Raw genomic sequence first — 15,365 nt, 5'->3', positions numbered from 1 at the left:
TAGACTACTTAAAGCTGTAATTAAATTGGATAGCAGATAAATAAGCGATAGCATCTGCATCAAACTCTATATTTTCGCCCAAAGCATTCTTCTCATAAAATGTGCCACCTTTACTCTGTACAATAGCCAAACCAGCATCGACACTCATTTCTGGGTTGATAGCATATGTGAAGCCAGCACTGTACCAGTAACGATCACTGTCTGGGATACTTAGAGTTGCTTCACCTGCTTGCTCATCAAACGCGATGCCCGCTCTAAGAGTCCATTCAGTATTTAACTGATAAGTTGCGCCAAAGGAGTAACGGTTATTGTCATCATATTTCTCAGGCTTGTAGAAACATTGCCCAGCGACACCGTTGTCATTACATTTATCACTAGTGGCTTTCAGTTCAGTGAAGGTACTCCAATCAGTACGTTGCCAGCTGTAGTGGATCGCCCACTGCTCATTGAGTTGATGAAATGCTGAAAGCTCTAGAATGGAAGGTAAGCTAATCTGAAGTCTGCCCGTTACTTGCGGTTCTGATGCCTTTCCAGAGTCATAACTTTTGAATTTGCCATCATCAAAATCGAGATCAACAGCCGAGCGATATCCGATACCAAAACGATTGTCTTCATCAAGTTCATACAAGGCACCAACATTCCATCCAAATGCAAAGGTTTCCCCTGTCATTCCAATAAGCTTATCGGTAGGTGAACCACCTATAACACCAGATAAAACGCCTTCATGACGAGTTAATTCCGCCTCTGCATAAACAACATTTACTCCGGCACCAAAGCTCCATTGGTCATTTAATCGATAGGCAATATTAGGGTTAAGGTTCACAGAAAGTAGCGATGTATCACCTGCCATATCACCTGCGTAGATATCATCAGGATAATCCGTGGCAACACCATAAGTGGTAAACATGGCAAAGCCCCATGCCCAAGATTCATTTATCGGGCTGATATAGTAAGTGGCAGGGACGATTTGCATAGGAGCAACGTCTTTTGAATGTTGATCATTCGTTACGTCGTATACATCAACCTCAGGGTCAACGATGGAAAGAGCGCCAGAAAATTGTGCTGTTTCAAAAAGTGTCATGGCTGCCGGGTTACGAGCGAGTACGCTTGCGTTGTCTGCAACCGCGCCTTCACCAGAAAATGCACGACCTAGACCAGAAGCTGAATGTTCGGCAACTTGGAAACCAGCGGCATTCGCATTACACGCTAACAATATTGAAACTGTCAGCAGAGAGCAGTGCTTCATGTTCATCCTTGACCCTCCTAGGGTATGAATTAGTAAGTTTATAGTTTTTATAATTTCATCCATTTAGTGCAAATACTGCACTTATGTAAATCAAATGTTAATTCTTTGTTTGCTGTTTTGTCAAAGTTTTAAGTCTAATTTTATGAAATTCATTATCGATATTTGTGATTTTCGATAGATTAATCTTTTTAATTCAATTGTATAGAGGGGGAGCTAAAGGTTAGACCAGCCGTGTTTCATTCATCTTCGTTATAATTAGTGATGAATGTTGCATTTTGAATTCATTGCACACATCCAAAAGGCACAAAATGAGAAGCCCCAATGACCAAAGTCATGGCTAAACCTTTACCCGCTAAAGGTAAGTCGGCATAATCGCGCCACTTCTGTTTGAAAACATGCTGGGTATAAATTTGGAATTACTTGCAATCGAATTTCTTGGAAAACCATTGCGCTTAGAGGGCTCAATGGCTGGGTGGCAACAACTTTTTTGGGATGATCATTTGGTCTCACAGCTGGATGCAACAGCAGATCAAGAAGAGAACCGTACTCATCAATTTAGCTTAAGTCGTGGTGAAGATTTATTGCAGTGCGAGCTTAATGTTGATCTCGTATGGCAGCCGTTTGTTATCGAATATACGGCGCTTGTGAATGAGCAAGTCGTCACTCAAGGAAGCCGAAATGCGAAAGATATAGAATCACAAGTGCCTCAAGTGAAACCCAAAGCAGAAAAACGTTTTAGTTTGATTGGCTTGGCTTCTTTGGCGATGAAAGGGCTAAAGAGTGCGAAATTGATTAAGGTTGTTTTAGCATCTGCAAGTTTAGCCGCGTATTCATGGTTGTTTTCTATACAGTTTGCTTTATCACTCATTGCTTGCTTGATGTTTCATGAGTATGGGCATATTCGAGCAATGAAATACTTCGGTATGAAAACGAAAGGGATCTATTTGATCCCATTTTTAGGTGGTCTCGCTCTGAGTGACGAAAAAATCAATACTCGCTGGCAAGACGTTGTTATCTCAATAATGGGGCCATTTTTTGGTCTGATCCTTTCGTTTATTTTTGTGGTGATCTACTGGGTAACCGGAGAGATGTTTTTTGCAGGTTTGGCAGTATTTAACGCGTTGCTTAACTTATTCAATCTCTTACCGATCTTGCCATTAGACGGAGGACATATCCTCAAAAGCATCAGTTTTTCAATGAACAGCAAGTTGGGTATTGGGCTATGTGCGTTAGCGGCTGTAGCCGGGATTATTTTAAGCTACCAGCTTGGTTTAACTCTGTTTGGTTTTCTTCTGATTATGGGAAGTGTCGAGATATTATTTGAATGGAAACAACGTCATCGTAGCCATTTGTTGCCACTTGATCGATACGCTCAAATCGTTTCATTTGTATGGTACACGGGCTTAGTTGCTGGGTTAATTGGAATTATTTGGTACTTTGCTTCTACTGGTGATGCCTTATTGCAACTGCCAATGCAAATACTTGGAACATAAACAATCATTTTTTAAAACGTATAAAAAATGCCATTCACTGAAAAGCGAATGGCATTTTTATTAATAGATTGTTTGTCTCTAATTTTTAACGATTAAGCAAACATAGGTACTAGGACTACAGTGCCGATAACAACCGTTACAAGACCTGCAATCACAGGAACAGAAGTACGTTTAACTACTTCGAATGGGCTGATTTTAGCCATACCAGACGTTGCAACGATAACACCAGATACAGGTGAAATTGTACGACCAAGGTTAGACGCTTGTAGCATAGGGATGATTAAGAACGCAGGGTTCAGTCCCATTTTAGCTGCAAGTGAAGGTGCAAGTTCTACGAATGCGTAGAATGGCGCGTTACCAGAACCTGTAGCGATAGCGGCTGCAACAGTTAGACCTGTTAGTAGTAGCATTAGAGCGAAACCACCAGCACCAGCTGCTTCAGCAAGGCCGATAAGGTTATCAATTGCACCGATAGACATTAGACCTTGCGCAAATACACCAGCCGCAACTAAAAGCATTACAACGCCTTTGAAAGCGTCAGCCATGCCTTCGTAGCAAGAATCTAGATCTTCTAGTGTTTTCTTGCCATCGAAACGGTTAACAACGAAATCAACTAGTGCGCCAATAAAGATTGAACCAACAACGATTGTGTAGATGTCTAAAGATAGACCAGGGATGGTACGACCGTTAAACAAGAAAACACCGAAGATTGGAAGGAAAGGCAGTGCTGCGTAGAAAGCAGGTGCATTCGCTTCAATTTCAGATACATCAATTTTTTCCATTGGTGTATTTTCTTTCTTATCTAGGTATTTATTCCAGAAGAAAGCGGCAGCAGCCATTACAGCAATTGCTGCGAATGAAACTGGTAGTACCGTTTGAACTGCGAATACGTCTAGTGCCATTCCTGATTTTTCTGCTGCAATAACAACATCACCAGAAGTTGGTGAAAGAATGATTGCCGCTGGAGAAGCACAAACCGCAACCGCTGCAGGGCGAGAGATACCCATTGCAACCATCATTGGGAATAGCGTTGCCATTAACAATACACCTAGACCAGTCGCTGAACTTACTGCAAGAGACATTAGACATGCCACAATGTAAGCTGCTACTAGTAATACGTAAGGTGACTTGATGAAAGACAGAGGCTTAGAAAATTGTTTAACTACAACATTGTTTGCGCCCATGTGAGTCATGTATGAAGCAAAACCACAAAGAAGCATGATTTGCATACCTAAGCCGCCGCCACGGTATTTAAGCATGTATTTTACGAACTCTAGAGAGTCAGTGATCACATTGCCTGTTGATGCAACTTTTGCAGGTAAAACATTATGACCAAGCAGGCCAGTGATAAGTAAAAGAGAAATACCAGCAGTAAGTAAGACACCTGCTGCTTTGTAACCTTTTACAATGAAATATCCCACGGCAATGGTTATTACCAAACCGATTAAGAGTTCTAACATAGAAATCCCCGTTAAATGAATAAAAGTATAAGAAAGTGTTTCAGTTTATGACTGAGAATGTACAGAAAATAGAGCTGTAGCACGACATCAACTTGATGCTGGTATGATCTAAAACAAATAATAATTTACATATTAATTAGAAAGGCTATTTATGTAGCAAACGTGTTAATTGTTAGTTGATTGAAGTTGATTCTGTAGTGGCTAATATCGTGCATAGATCGCTTTGATGTGCAGATAAACTATGTTATAGCCCTAAAGGGTTATAAGTGTCGACGGCAGCACCATTAAAATAAGTACGATATAAAGGTTATGCTTTGGTAGGAATGTGAGACTTTTCAGGAAATATGGTGAGTGTATTTTGTTTCGTTTTGAAAATAAGGTGAATTTTTAATCGTTTGAGGTGAATAAGTTTCAGATGTACTCAAAAACAATATTCTATTTAAAAACCATCGGATACATTCCCCCAACATGAGCAGCTTAGATCTGTATGCAAAAGGATCTGTATGAAAAAGTATAGCTATAATGGTTTTTGTATTATGTTTTGTTCAGTTCGCAAGTAAGAATAATTTTAGGGCGCTATCTTGTTGCGTTTACCATTTTAATCACAGTATCCCTTAGCCCAAATACCACCGAATTATAGAGACTCCAAATGAAAATAGTAATTGCTCCTGACTCATTTAAAGAATCACTTGATGCTATGTCGGTTGCGGATGCGATTCAGCGCGGATTTTGTCAGGAATTGCCTAATGCTGAATATGTAAAAGTTCCTCTTGCCGATGGGGGGGAAGGGACGGTAGAAGCACTTCTTCAAGCATTAACAGGAGATAAGCAGTACAGCAAAGCAACGGATGCTCTTGGCAATGAAGTCACTGTGATGTGGGCAATACTCAAAGATAAAATGGGTAAGACTGCATTAATTGAAGTCGCTGCTGCTTCTGGTATCGATATCATTGCTCCTGAAAAGCGCAATATCAGAGATGCGAGCACATATGGTACTGGCATAGTGATTAAAGAAGCTCTAGATCAAGGGGTCGATAAGATCATTCTAGGCTTAGGTGGCAGTGCGACGAACGATGGCGGCGCTGGCATTTTACAAGCTCTAGGAGGTCGTTTACTTGATGATTCAGGTAATGATTTACCTGTCGGTGGGATTGCACTTAAGGATCTCAAAGCCATTGATCTATCCAACTTACATCATCGCTGCTCAGAGGTAGAGCTTATTCTTGCCTGCGATGTTGATAACCCGCTGTGTGGTAAAAATGGCGCAAGTTACATTTTTGGCCCGCAAAAAGGAGCGAATAAAGATGATCTGCAAGCTCTTGATTTAGCATTAAAGCAATTTGCAAAGTGTGGAGAATCTGTCAATGGGATAAATGCACTCACGGTAAGCGGCTTCGGCGCTGCTGGAGGCACTCCGATGGGGCTGAGCTTAGCGTTTGATATTCAAATAAAGGCAGGGATTGAAATGGTGTTAGACACATTAGATTTTGACCTGATATTGGATAATGCCGATTTGGTGATTACTGGTGAAGGTCAGATGGATGATCAGACGCTACAAGGCAAAGCGCCTTATGGTGTGGCTAAACGAGCGCAAGATAAGGGGATTCCAGTGATTGGTATTGCTGGCTCATTAGGTAAAGATGTTAAAGCACTTTACAGTAGCATTGACTGTGTATTCGATACCGTTCGTTCTCCCCAGCCTTTACCACAGGTACTTGAAGAAGCAGAATTAAATCTAGTCCGTACGGCACGAAACATTGCAGCAACCTTGAAATTGGGCAAGCAAGTACTCTAATCCAGTACGGCATCTACTTTAAGGTATTTGCTTTAAAATAGATGGCGTTAAGAGATTTGCTTTAAGGCATTTGCTTTAAGACATAGTGCAAAAAAACGATGCCACATAAAGCATCGTTTTAGTTTTTTAGTTAACAATGAACTGCCTAGTACACTAAGCGTATTGTGCCACCATTTGTGACCAATTTAGTTTCTGTTGTTCGAACTTTTTCTGGATCAATTCATAGCGAACTTTTAGAAGAGAGTGTTCGTACTTCTTCACCACACTGTCTTTTCTATTCTCGATCAACTGTTTTTTTACCGCGTAATACTCATTCATCTGCTCTACCAGCAAGTCAAACTCATGTTGCAATTTTTCAGAAATCTGTTGTCTGTTTGGAAGGTTAGCGATTTTGTCTTGTGCTAATTTTAATGACATCTGAGCGCGGGCTTTTTCAATTCTCGCTTGCGGTGTTTTACGTAGTTTTCCCGCAAGGCCAAGCCATGAACATGACTTGATAAGCCACTTCGTTGGATCATATTGCCACCAGTAAATGCCATTACGATAATCATTCTCAAAGATATGATGGTAATTATGGTAACCCTCACCAAATGTCAGAAAAGCCAGAAAGCCATTATCTCGGGCTGTGTTTTTGTCTGTGTAAGGCTGACTACCCCATATATGAGCAAGAGAGTTGATGAAGAACGTGGTGTGATGATTTAGCACCAAGCGTACGGCGCCAACCATTAATAACATGCCCCACACGTCGCCATAGAAAAGGCCAAGCGCAATGGGAATGCCAAAGTTCATGATAACAGCAAGAAGAATATAGTGTTTGTGTTGCCACATGAGTACTTTATCTTTTTTCAAATCTCGACAGTTTTCATAGTCAAAATAGCTTGCTTCAGTGTAGTTACGGATCATCCAACCAATATGTGAGTACCAGAACCCAAGTTTTGCAGAGTAGGGATCTTTATCATTATTATCAACGTGTTTGTGATGGACACGATGATCAGAAGACCAGTGTAAGGCACTATTTTGCAAGGCAAATGCGCCGCCAAGAGCAAACAGTACTCGTAGGATTGCGTGAGATTCAAACGCTTTGTGCGACCAAAGACGGTGATACCCTGTGGTGATGGATAAGTTACAGAAACAAAAACAGATGAGCAGCCAAACCCAATGCTCCACACCATAGCCGAAAGTCATGCCATACCAAGGGGCGACAACAGCAGCAAGAAGCATACTAAAAGAGAAAATGAAGACATTAAGCCACATAATTGGCGGCTTTTTACTTGATTCCATGTGTCAGTTTCCGTGAGTAACAGTATATAGGTAAGAATAACTTAGTGGTTAAGTCATTCAGTAATGATCATTTTGTTAGACAACTATTATCGTCGTCACGACAAAAAATAGAGTTGTGCTCTTTTACAGCTTACTACCATTCAATATGGTTTGAGCTTACGAGCGTACGCTAGAATATCAGCGTACACGTGTAAGTCAAATGGGATTGTTATAAATGTGATTAGAATGTTTTGCTTTTAATTGATGGGTGAATAGTATTAAATGTGAATAGAACGCTGTATCTGAGGTAATAAGGACTATTAAATGGAATTAAAAGTAGCGGAATATAAGGATTATGAGCGCATTGCTCAGCTTCACGCTCAGAGTTGGAAGCAGTATTACAAAGGGATTCTTGGTGATGAGTATCTTGAGCATGATGTACTCGATGACCGTTTAGTTATCTGGCAAACGCGGTTGATTAACCCACCTTTTAACCAGCATGTTTTGCTAATAGAAGAAGGCGGTTTGTTGTGTGGCTTCATCTGTGCCTTCGGTAATCATGACTTTGAACGCGGAACCATCATTGATGCACTGCATATCGATGAGAATTATCATGGGCGTGGGTTAGGTTCAAAACTGTTGGATGAGATGTCAGCGTGGATCGAGCAGTACTTTTCAGATTCAGGTGTTTATTTAGAGGTGATGGCTGAAAACCACCCAGCAGTTGAATTTTATGAATCTCTCGGTGGGCAGAAGTCGGTAGACCGCCTGTGGAATGCGCCTTGTGGTAACAAAGTCAATGAGTTGGTTTATACGTGGCCAAGTGCCAAAGATCTCCGTAAAGCAGTGACCCATGGAGATACGGTTTAACATTATTCTACATGCGTCGCAGGCCCTGTTTTATTTTCAGTGAATTTGATTTCTGAAATGGCGGGGCTTTTTTTGCCTGTTAAAAACCTTCCATAAAGAAACATATTAGTAACAATTTATGTCGACATCTAATGATAACTCCGTCAGCATGGTGCTTATGGCTTTTAAAGGCGAATTATTGAAGGTAAGGATACGGCATAAATGAATCGAAACGTGTGGCTATTGTCACTTTGTCAAGCTCTATTAATGACAGGCAATATTTTATTGATCTCGGTGATTGGTCTTATTGGGCAGCAAATCGCACCCTCGCCAAGCATGATTACTCTACCTGTTGCGTTGCAATTTCTTGGCTTGATGTCTGCAACGATTCCAGCATCAATGATTATGGGTAAGTTGGGAAGAAAGCGTGGTTTTAGTATCGGTAATCTCGTTGGTATTTTAGGAGCGTCTCTGGCGACATTCTCTTTGTACCACCATTTATTTTGGATTTTTTGTGTCGGAACATTTTTGCTCGGCGTTGGCATCGGTTTTGGCACTTTGTACCGTTTTGCTGCGATAGAAGTGTGTGATGCGCATGCTCGGCATCGGGCCATATCAATTTCTATGGCTGGTGGTGTATTGGCAGCAGTGTTAGGTCCTAACCTCGCGATCTATTCCCAACAATGGTCGTCTGATGGATTATATGTTGGCGCATTTGCGTCATTGATCGTTTTGAATTTTTTAGCATTACTCTTACTCCAAACCATTCAATTTCCCAAGCCAGCAGAGAGAAGCCAATCGATTCGGTCAGAACCCTTAAAAGATATCATCACTCAGCCGAATTTTATGGTGGCCGTTTTTGCTGCAATGGTCGCGTATGCTGTGATGAATATTTTGATGACAGCAACACCTTTAGCGATGATCGGTTGTGGGTTTAATTTCACCAAGGCTGCAGGAGTAATTGAATGGCATGTGCTTGGTATGTTTGTTCCTGCCTTTTTTACAGGGAAGTTAGTTGAGCGATATGGTCCACGACTAATGATCCTGATAGGCGGTATGCTCTTTATAGGCTGTATCGCGATCAATCTACATGGACAATCTATTTGGCACTTTAGATTAGCGCTGGTATTACTTGGTGTTGGCTGGAATTTTATGTTTATCTCCGCAACAGGGTTATTTAGCCAATCCTATAAAGAGCAAAATAAGGCAAAAGCTCAAGCGTTCAATGAATTCTTTGTATTCAGCTGCGTAACGGTTACGGCACTATTAAGTGGTTGGTTGGAATCGACAGTCGGTTGGCAAAACTTAAACTTATACGTATTGCCCTTTGTATTTGCCGTGATTGCCATTTTTGTTGTTAATACAAAGCACCATATTAAAAAGGAGATTGCGGGATAGCACAAAGAGAGTGTTTCAAACACATAAACCAAAAGAGCCGTGGCATGACTCTTTTGGTTTCGAGAATTATCAGAAATCAAACGATAAGGTCTGTAAGCGTTTAGTGCTAAGTGTTAGGTACAACACTTTTGTAAAAATACCGTTCACAGAAACCGCTATTGAGTCTGCGCACAATGGCGGCAACTACAGCGATAATACTGATTGCGAAAACGATTCGTCCCCAGAAAATTGTATTGAAATCGGCTCCGATCAATAGAACGACCAGCGTATCTTCGATCAAGCTGTGTAAAAGGTTCAACAGCATGATTGAAGTAAATACATCTCTCGCTTTTATATGACCTTTCTGAGCTTCATTAATCAACAAGCCACCACCGAATGAAAGCCCTAACGTGATGCCAATAATGGTTAAGTTTGTCGCTTCTTTGCTGATACCTAAAATACGTAAAAATGGTTTTAATAGAAGTGCCATGACTTTTTCAATGCCAAGCAACTTGAGAATTTTCAAACTGAAAAGAAGTGCGGCTATTACGACATAAACCATCAATAAGTTCTTGGCTTGATCAATACTCCATGCGAGATAACTGGTATCGGGGTTAATGTCAGGCTTCCATAATATTTGAGCGGGTTGAGATAACGCGCCAGTTGCATCATAAGTGAGGTGAAGTAGCCAAGCTAAAAATAAGCTACCACCAATTCGAATGGTTAGCGTTACCCATAAATTGACCCCTGCTTTTTTAGCAATAGCCCCCTCAATGGGAAGGGAGTGGGAGAGAAGAAGCATGCTTCCAAGAATTGAACTTTGTGCCACAGTCAGTGGAATATCAAGGTTCACTAGAATAATAAGACCTGCATAAATATTCGTAAGCAGTGTCGTCGCCCAAACGAGGCCCATCTCGCTTGGCAGCCCAACGTTATTCATCAGAGGACCCAGTAAGTCGCTCAATATGATGATGCCACCACACTCTTCGATGATCTTAATAATTATTATAATTGGGATCATTATTTTAGAAAGAGTATAAATTACATCACGTATTTCTTTCGCTAGCTCATAGAAAAACCGTTTAAGAGTGTGCATTCCGTGTCCTACACCTAAATTATATTTATTAATAAAATGATAACATCATAAGATCTAATGTCATGCTTATCATGTGCCTATAGACCCTGAAATAAGGAGAAAATGCTGTGCTCTCGATATAAAAAATCCCCACATTTTTCAATGTAGGGATTTGATGATGCTTATTCAGCTTTGCTAATTAAGCCACAATTAGAGTTAAGCTAGTAGCTCTTTTGCTGTGTTTACTACGTTTTCAGTAGTGAAACCAAACATTTTGAACAGCTGGTCAGCAGGTGCAGATTCGCCGAACGTTGTCATGCCGATGATCTTGCCACCGAAACCAACGTATTTGTACCAGAAATCAGCAATGCCCGCTTCGATAGCGATACGAGCAATTACGTCTGAAGGAAGTACTGATTCACGGTAAGCTTCATCTTGCTTGTCAAATGCATCAGTTGCTGGCATTGAAACAACGCGAACATTTTTGCCTTCAGCAGTTAACTGAGCGTAAGCTTCAGTTGCAAGTTCAACTTCAGAACCTGTTGCGATAAGAATAAGTTCTGGTTTACCTGCACAATCTTTCAGGATGTAACCACCCTTAGCGATGTTTGCTAGTTGTTCTGCGTCACGATCTTGTTGTGCAAGGTTTTGACGAGAGAAGATAAGTGCTGTTGGACCATCTTTACGTTCGATTGCTAGTTTCCAAGCTACCGCTGACTCAACTTGGTCACATGGGCGCCATGTGCTCATGTTTGGAGTTAGACGTAGAGAAGCAACTTGCTCAACAGGTTGGTGAGTTGGACCATCTTCACCTAGGCCGATTGAATCGTGTGTGTATACTTGGATGTTCTGAATTTTCATCAGAGCAGCCATACGCATTGCGTTACGAGCGTATTCCATGAACATTAGGAATGTTGCGCCGTATGGTACGAAACCACCGTGCAGAGCAATACCGTTCATGATTGCTGTCATACCGAATTCACGTACACCGTAATGGATGTAGTTACCTGCGAAATCTTCAGTTGTTAGCGACTTAGAACCAGACCACATAGTCAAGTTAGAAGGCGCAAGGTCAGCAGAGCCGCCCATGAATTCAGGTAGCATTGCACCAAACGCTTCTAGAGCATTTTGAGATGCTTTACGTGAAGCGATGTTTGCTGGATTAGCTTGAAGATCAGCAATGATTGCAGATGCTTTCTCTTCCCATTCAGCAGGAAGGTCACCGTTTACGCGGCGTTTGAATTCAGCTGCCAGCTCAGGGTGTGCTGCTTCATAAGCTGCAAATTTCTCGTTCCACGCTGCTTCCTTAGTTGCGCCTGCTTCTTTCGCATCCCACTCTGCGTAAATTTCCGACGGAATTTCAAAAGAATCGTGCTCCCAACCAAGTTGTGTTTTTGCTGCTTTAATTTCGTCGTGGCCAAGTGGTGCGCCGTGACAGTCGTGTGTGCCTGCTTTATTTGGAGAACCAAAACCGATGATAGTTTTAGTACAAATTAGAGTAGGACGACCTGTTTCTGCTTTTGCTGCTTCGATAGCGGCATTGATTGCGTCTGAATCGTGGCCATCTACTGCTGGGATTACATGCCAGCCGTATGCTTCAAAACGTTTAGGTGTATCGTCAGAGAACCAACCTTCAACTTCACCATCGATAGAGATACCGTTGTCATCCCAGAAAGCAACAAGCTTACCAAGACCAAGCGTGCCTGCTAGAGAACATGCTTCGTGTGAGATACCTTCCATCAGACAGCCATCACCCATGAATGCATAAGTGAAGTGATCAACGATGTCGTGACCTTCTTTGTTGAACTGTGCAGCAAGTGCTTTTTCAGCCATTGCCATACCAACAGCATTAGTAATGCCTTGGCCTAGAGGACCCGTTGTTGTTTCGATACCTGGAGCGTAACCGTACTCTGGGTGACCTGGAGTTTTAGAGTGTAGTTGACGGAAGTTTTTAAGATCTTCAATCGATAACTCGTAACCAGCAAGGTGAAGTAGAGAGTAAATAAGCATTGAACCGTGGCCGTTAGAAAGAATAAAACGGTCGCGATCTGCCCACTCTGGGTTTGCTGGGTTGTGGTTTAGGTGAGAGCGCCAAAGAACTTCAGCGATATCAGCCATACCCATAGGAGCGCCTGGGTGGCCAGAGTTTGCTTGTTGTACACCGTCCATGCTTAGAGCACGAATAGCGTTAGCTAGAGGTTTACGGTTCATAGTACATCCGAAAATTTAAGTTTGTAAAAGAAAGAGGAACAAAACTGCTCCTCTCATTTGAATTCTTTAAGATTAAAGCTTAGCTTCAATCATTACTTCCAGTTTACCTTGGTCTACTGCGAAGTTGCGGATACCTTCAGCTAGTTTCTCAACTGCCATTGGGTCTTGGTTGTGATCCCATAGGAATTCAGCGTGAGTCATTGCTGCTGGACGCTCTTTATTACCGTTAGAGTCAATTAGTTTCTCTACAACTTCGCCTTCAGCAGCTTCTAGGTCAGCAAGAAGTTGAGGAGCGATTGTTAGGCGGTCACAACCAGCAAGTTCAAGGATTTCGCCGATGTTACGGAAGCTTGCGCCCATAACAACAGTTTTGTAACCATGTTCTTTGTAGTAGTTGTAGATACCAGCAACAGAAACAACACCTGGATCTTCTTGAGCTTCAAAGTCACGACCTTCTTTCGCTTTGTACCAGTCCATGATGCGGCCAACGAAAGGAGAGATTAGGAATACGCCAGCTTCTGCACAAGCACGAGCTTGAGCGAAAGAGAAAAGTAGCGTTAGGTTACAGTTGATGCCTTCTTTCTCTAGGATTTCAGCAGCACGGATGCCTTCCCAAGTAGAAGCCAGTTTGATAAGAATGCGATCGTTAGTGATACCAGCGTCGTTGTACATTTTGATAAGCTGACGAGCTTTAGCAACACTGCCTTCCATATCGTAAGAAAGACGTGCGTCAACTTCTGTAGAGATACGACCTGGAACAACTTTAAGAATTTCTTTACCGATGTTTACAGCAAGCATGTCACAAGTATCTTGAACTTGTTGTGCTTTATCTGAGCTTTGAGCTTTAGCGTATTCAATAGAAGCGTCGATTAGAGGTGCATACTCTTCAATTTGAGCCGCTTTAAGAATTAGAGAAGGGTTAGTTGTTGCATCTTCTGGAGTGTATTTGCTAATTGCTTCGATATCACCAGTGTCAGCTACAACAGTGGTTAGTTTACGAAGTTGCTCTAATTTATTGCTCATGTTGATCATCCTATTTCTCTGGGCTTAGTCACTTTACTGTAAAGTGAACAGGGCATTTGAAAGCGAGTTAATTGTTGATTTATAAAGCTCAAGTTTCGTTAAGCTTAATAGAGAATCATCAATAAACTTGAAAATTTTTCGGTTTAAACAATTGCGCTGAGCATTTGTTCGAACACTGAGTAAATGATGTGTCCATATTTATCTTATCTGGAGATAAAGTCAATTACTGAATCTAACATATGATGACTTAAATCAAGTATTTTTAATCGCTCTCACATGGCTCAACTCAGATAAACGTTTGCCCAGTATTTGTAAGGGCTGCATGGCAACCAAGAACCTGTAGAATTTGTTTGAGTATTTGTAATGGCTATGGGCAAATGTTGCATTCCCATAATGTGTTGACATATGATTACCCCCTGAGCATATGAACACCTTTAAGCCATACCCAAATGCTATTTTTTATAAATTACACATTAAAAAGATAGTGATTGGGTATGTCATTTTTAATATTTATGAGAATTGGATATGAGTAATAATAGCCAAGATGTTTCTTTAGATAATACCGATCTCCTTACTGAGATCTCCGTAGCTTACTATCAAGACGGTGCCACTCAAGAAGAGATTTCAAAAAAATTCTCGATTTCAAGAGCTAAAGTTGGGCGTATGCTTAAACAAGCTAGAGATGAAGGGATCGTTGAAATTACGGTAAAATATCACCCTGTATTTAGTGCCAAAATCGAGCAAAGGCTAGTTGAGCGATTTGGTGTTAAAAGAGCGCTTATCGCATTAGACCAACCTAATGAAGAGCAGCAGCGTCTCCAAGTGTCAGGTTTGGTGTCAAACTACCTGACTAGCACGTTAAAAAACGGAATGGTGGTAACGGTAGGGCAAGGCAGAAATGTTTCATCGGTTGCTCACCATATAGGGGTAATAACACCGCGGGATTGTAAATTCGTATGTGGTATCGGAGGTATTCACCCGCGGGGCGGAATGTTCAACGCTGATCATATCTGCCGACAACTAGCGAAAAAATATGGGGGTACATCTGAAACACTTTATGCACCTGCTTATGCGGAGAATAAAGATCAGAAAATGGCCTTCATGCAAAATGGAACGGTTAAGCAGACTTTAGATTTAGCTCGTAAAGCGGATGTTGCATTAGTTGGTATTGGTGACATGAGTGAAAATAGCTACATGGTTGATCTCGGCTGGTTTACACCAGATGAAGTGGTGCAGTCGCGCTTGCAACAAGGAGTTGTAGGTGATTTTGCAGGGCACGATTTTTTCAATATTGATGGCAATGCCGCGAATACGGTCATGAGTGATCGTGTTATTGGGTTGAGTATTGAAGAGTTTCGACCAATCTCGGAAGTGATTGCGATTGTGGCAGAAAATAGTAAACCATTAGCGCTACTTGGTGCGTTGAGAAGTGGCGTTATTGATGTGATTGCAACTAGCGTAAGTAATGCTTTGACCGTATTGAATTTAGATGAGCAGATGAAAGAGAGCAAAAGATCTGAATCGTAACGTGCTGAAATGCTCAGGAGCCTAGATATGTTTCTTAAACCCAAAACTA

At 41.5% G+C, this 15,365-nt stretch carries 11 protein-coding genes; 5 read left to right on the top strand and 6 right to left on the bottom strand.

Going from position 1 to position 15,365, the window contains the following annotated elements; translation table 11 throughout:
• Window positions 1-4 precede the first annotated feature (4 nt).
• Complete coding sequence (locus tag OCV39_RS19235; RefSeq protein ID WP_261889727.1) at window positions 5-1,252, bottom strand: outer membrane protein transport protein; 1,248 nt, start codon at window positions 1,250-1,252, stop codon at window positions 5-7.
• A 404-nt stretch (window positions 1,253-1,656) separates the two neighbouring features.
• Here OCV39_RS19235 and OCV39_RS19230 point away from each other — a divergent pair, with 404 nt between their 5' ends.
• On the top strand, window positions 1,657-2,739 hold the full coding sequence (locus tag OCV39_RS19230) for a site-2 protease family protein (protein WP_113798983.1): 1,083 nt from the start codon (window positions 1,657-1,659) through the stop codon (window positions 2,737-2,739).
• A gap of 92 nt (window positions 2,740-2,831) precedes the next feature.
• Here OCV39_RS19230 and dcuC read toward each other — a convergent pair whose 3' ends face one another.
• Entirely contained in the window at window positions 2,832-4,199 is a 1,368-nt protein-coding gene (gene dcuC / locus OCV39_RS19225) for an anaerobic C4-dicarboxylate transporter DcuC (protein ID WP_017054672.1), read from the bottom strand.
• A 649-nt stretch (window positions 4,200-4,848) separates the two neighbouring features.
• Between dcuC and OCV39_RS19220 the strand changes: the two genes are divergently transcribed.
• Complete coding sequence (locus OCV39_RS19220) at window positions 4,849-5,994, top strand: glycerate kinase (protein WP_261889726.1); 1,146 nt, start codon at window positions 4,849-4,851, stop codon at window positions 5,992-5,994.
• Between the two features lie 153 nt (window positions 5,995-6,147).
• On the opposite strand, the gene OCV39_RS19215 is transcribed toward OCV39_RS19220, so the two are convergent.
• A complete protein-coding gene (locus OCV39_RS19215) occupies window positions 6,148-7,275 on the bottom strand; it encodes an acyl-CoA desaturase (protein ID WP_017054674.1) in 1,128 nt (375 codons plus the stop codon).
• A 303-nt stretch (window positions 7,276-7,578) separates the two neighbouring features.
• On the opposite strand from OCV39_RS19215, the gene OCV39_RS19210 reads away from it, so the two are divergent.
• Window positions 7,579-8,124, top strand: coding sequence for a GNAT family N-acetyltransferase (locus tag OCV39_RS19210; protein WP_113798938.1), 546 nt, complete (start codon window positions 7,579-7,581; stop codon window positions 8,122-8,124).
• A 201-nt stretch (window positions 8,125-8,325) separates the two neighbouring features.
• On the top strand, window positions 8,326-9,501 hold the full coding sequence (locus OCV39_RS19205) for an MFS transporter (protein ID WP_113798936.1): 1,176 nt from the start codon (window positions 8,326-8,328) through the stop codon (window positions 9,499-9,501).
• 106 nt (window positions 9,502-9,607) lie between these two features.
• Here OCV39_RS19205 and OCV39_RS19200 read toward each other — a convergent pair whose 3' ends face one another.
• The 3 genes from OCV39_RS19200 to tal all read right to left on the bottom strand — a co-directional run bounded on the left by OCV39_RS19200 (window position 9,608) and on the right by tal (window position 13,789).
• Window positions 9,608-10,576 carry a hypothetical protein gene (locus OCV39_RS19200; protein ID WP_113798934.1) on the bottom strand — a complete coding sequence of 323 codons (969 nt, stop codon included), beginning with the start codon at window positions 10,574-10,576 and terminating at the stop codon, window positions 9,608-9,610.
• 195 nt (window positions 10,577-10,771) lie between these two features.
• Entirely contained in the window at window positions 10,772-12,766 is a 1,995-nt protein-coding gene (gene tkt / locus OCV39_RS19195; RefSeq protein WP_261889725.1) for a transketolase, read from the bottom strand.
• A 72-nt stretch (window positions 12,767-12,838) separates the two neighbouring features.
• Window positions 12,839-13,789, bottom strand: coding sequence for a transaldolase (gene tal / locus OCV39_RS19190; protein WP_017053249.1), 951 nt, complete (start codon window positions 13,787-13,789; stop codon window positions 12,839-12,841).
• A 525-nt stretch (window positions 13,790-14,314) separates the two neighbouring features.
• Here tal and OCV39_RS19185 point away from each other — a divergent pair.
• Window positions 14,315-15,316 carry a sugar-binding transcriptional regulator gene (locus OCV39_RS19185; RefSeq protein WP_017053248.1) on the top strand — a complete coding sequence of 334 codons (1,002 nt, stop codon included), beginning with the start codon at window positions 14,315-14,317 and terminating at the stop codon, window positions 15,314-15,316.
• Window positions 15,317-15,365 lie beyond the last annotated feature (49 nt).

The organism is Vibrio cortegadensis (assembly GCF_024347395.1).
Classification (GTDB): Bacteria; Pseudomonadota; Gammaproteobacteria; order Enterobacterales; family Vibrionaceae; genus Vibrio; species Vibrio cortegadensis.
The sequence above is the reverse complement of the archived record's forward strand: the minus strand, read 5'-3'. Positions and strand labels throughout refer to the sequence as shown.

Coding starts and splice junctions, on each gene's coding strand:
- OCV39_RS19220 (WP_261889726.1), top strand. CDS start 4,849: ATGAAAATAGTAATTGCTCCTGACTCATTTAAAGAATCACTTGATGCT.
- tkt (WP_261889725.1), bottom strand. CDS start 12,766: ATGAACCGTAAACCTCTAGCTAACGCTATTCGTGCTCTAAGCATGGAC.
- OCV39_RS19235 (WP_261889727.1), bottom strand. CDS start 1,252: ATGAACATGAAGCACTGCTCTCTGCTGACAGTTTCAATATTGTTAGCG.
- OCV39_RS19185 (WP_017053248.1), top strand. CDS start 14,315: ATGAGTAATAATAGCCAAGATGTTTCTTTAGATAATACCGATCTCCTT.
- tal (WP_017053249.1), bottom strand. CDS start 13,789: ATGAGCAATAAATTAGAGCAACTTCGTAAACTAACCACTGTTGTAGCT.
- OCV39_RS19200 (WP_113798934.1), bottom strand. CDS start 10,576: ATGCACACTCTTAAACGGTTTTTCTATGAGCTAGCGAAAGAAATACGT.
- OCV39_RS19215 (WP_017054674.1), bottom strand. CDS start 7,275: ATGGAATCAAGTAAAAAGCCGCCAATTATGTGGCTTAATGTCTTCATT.
- OCV39_RS19210 (WP_113798938.1), top strand. CDS start 7,579: ATGGAATTAAAAGTAGCGGAATATAAGGATTATGAGCGCATTGCTCAG.
- OCV39_RS19205 (WP_113798936.1), top strand. CDS start 8,326: ATGAATCGAAACGTGTGGCTATTGTCACTTTGTCAAGCTCTATTAATG.
- dcuC (WP_017054672.1), bottom strand. CDS start 4,199: ATGTTAGAACTCTTAATCGGTTTGGTAATAACCATTGCCGTGGGATAT.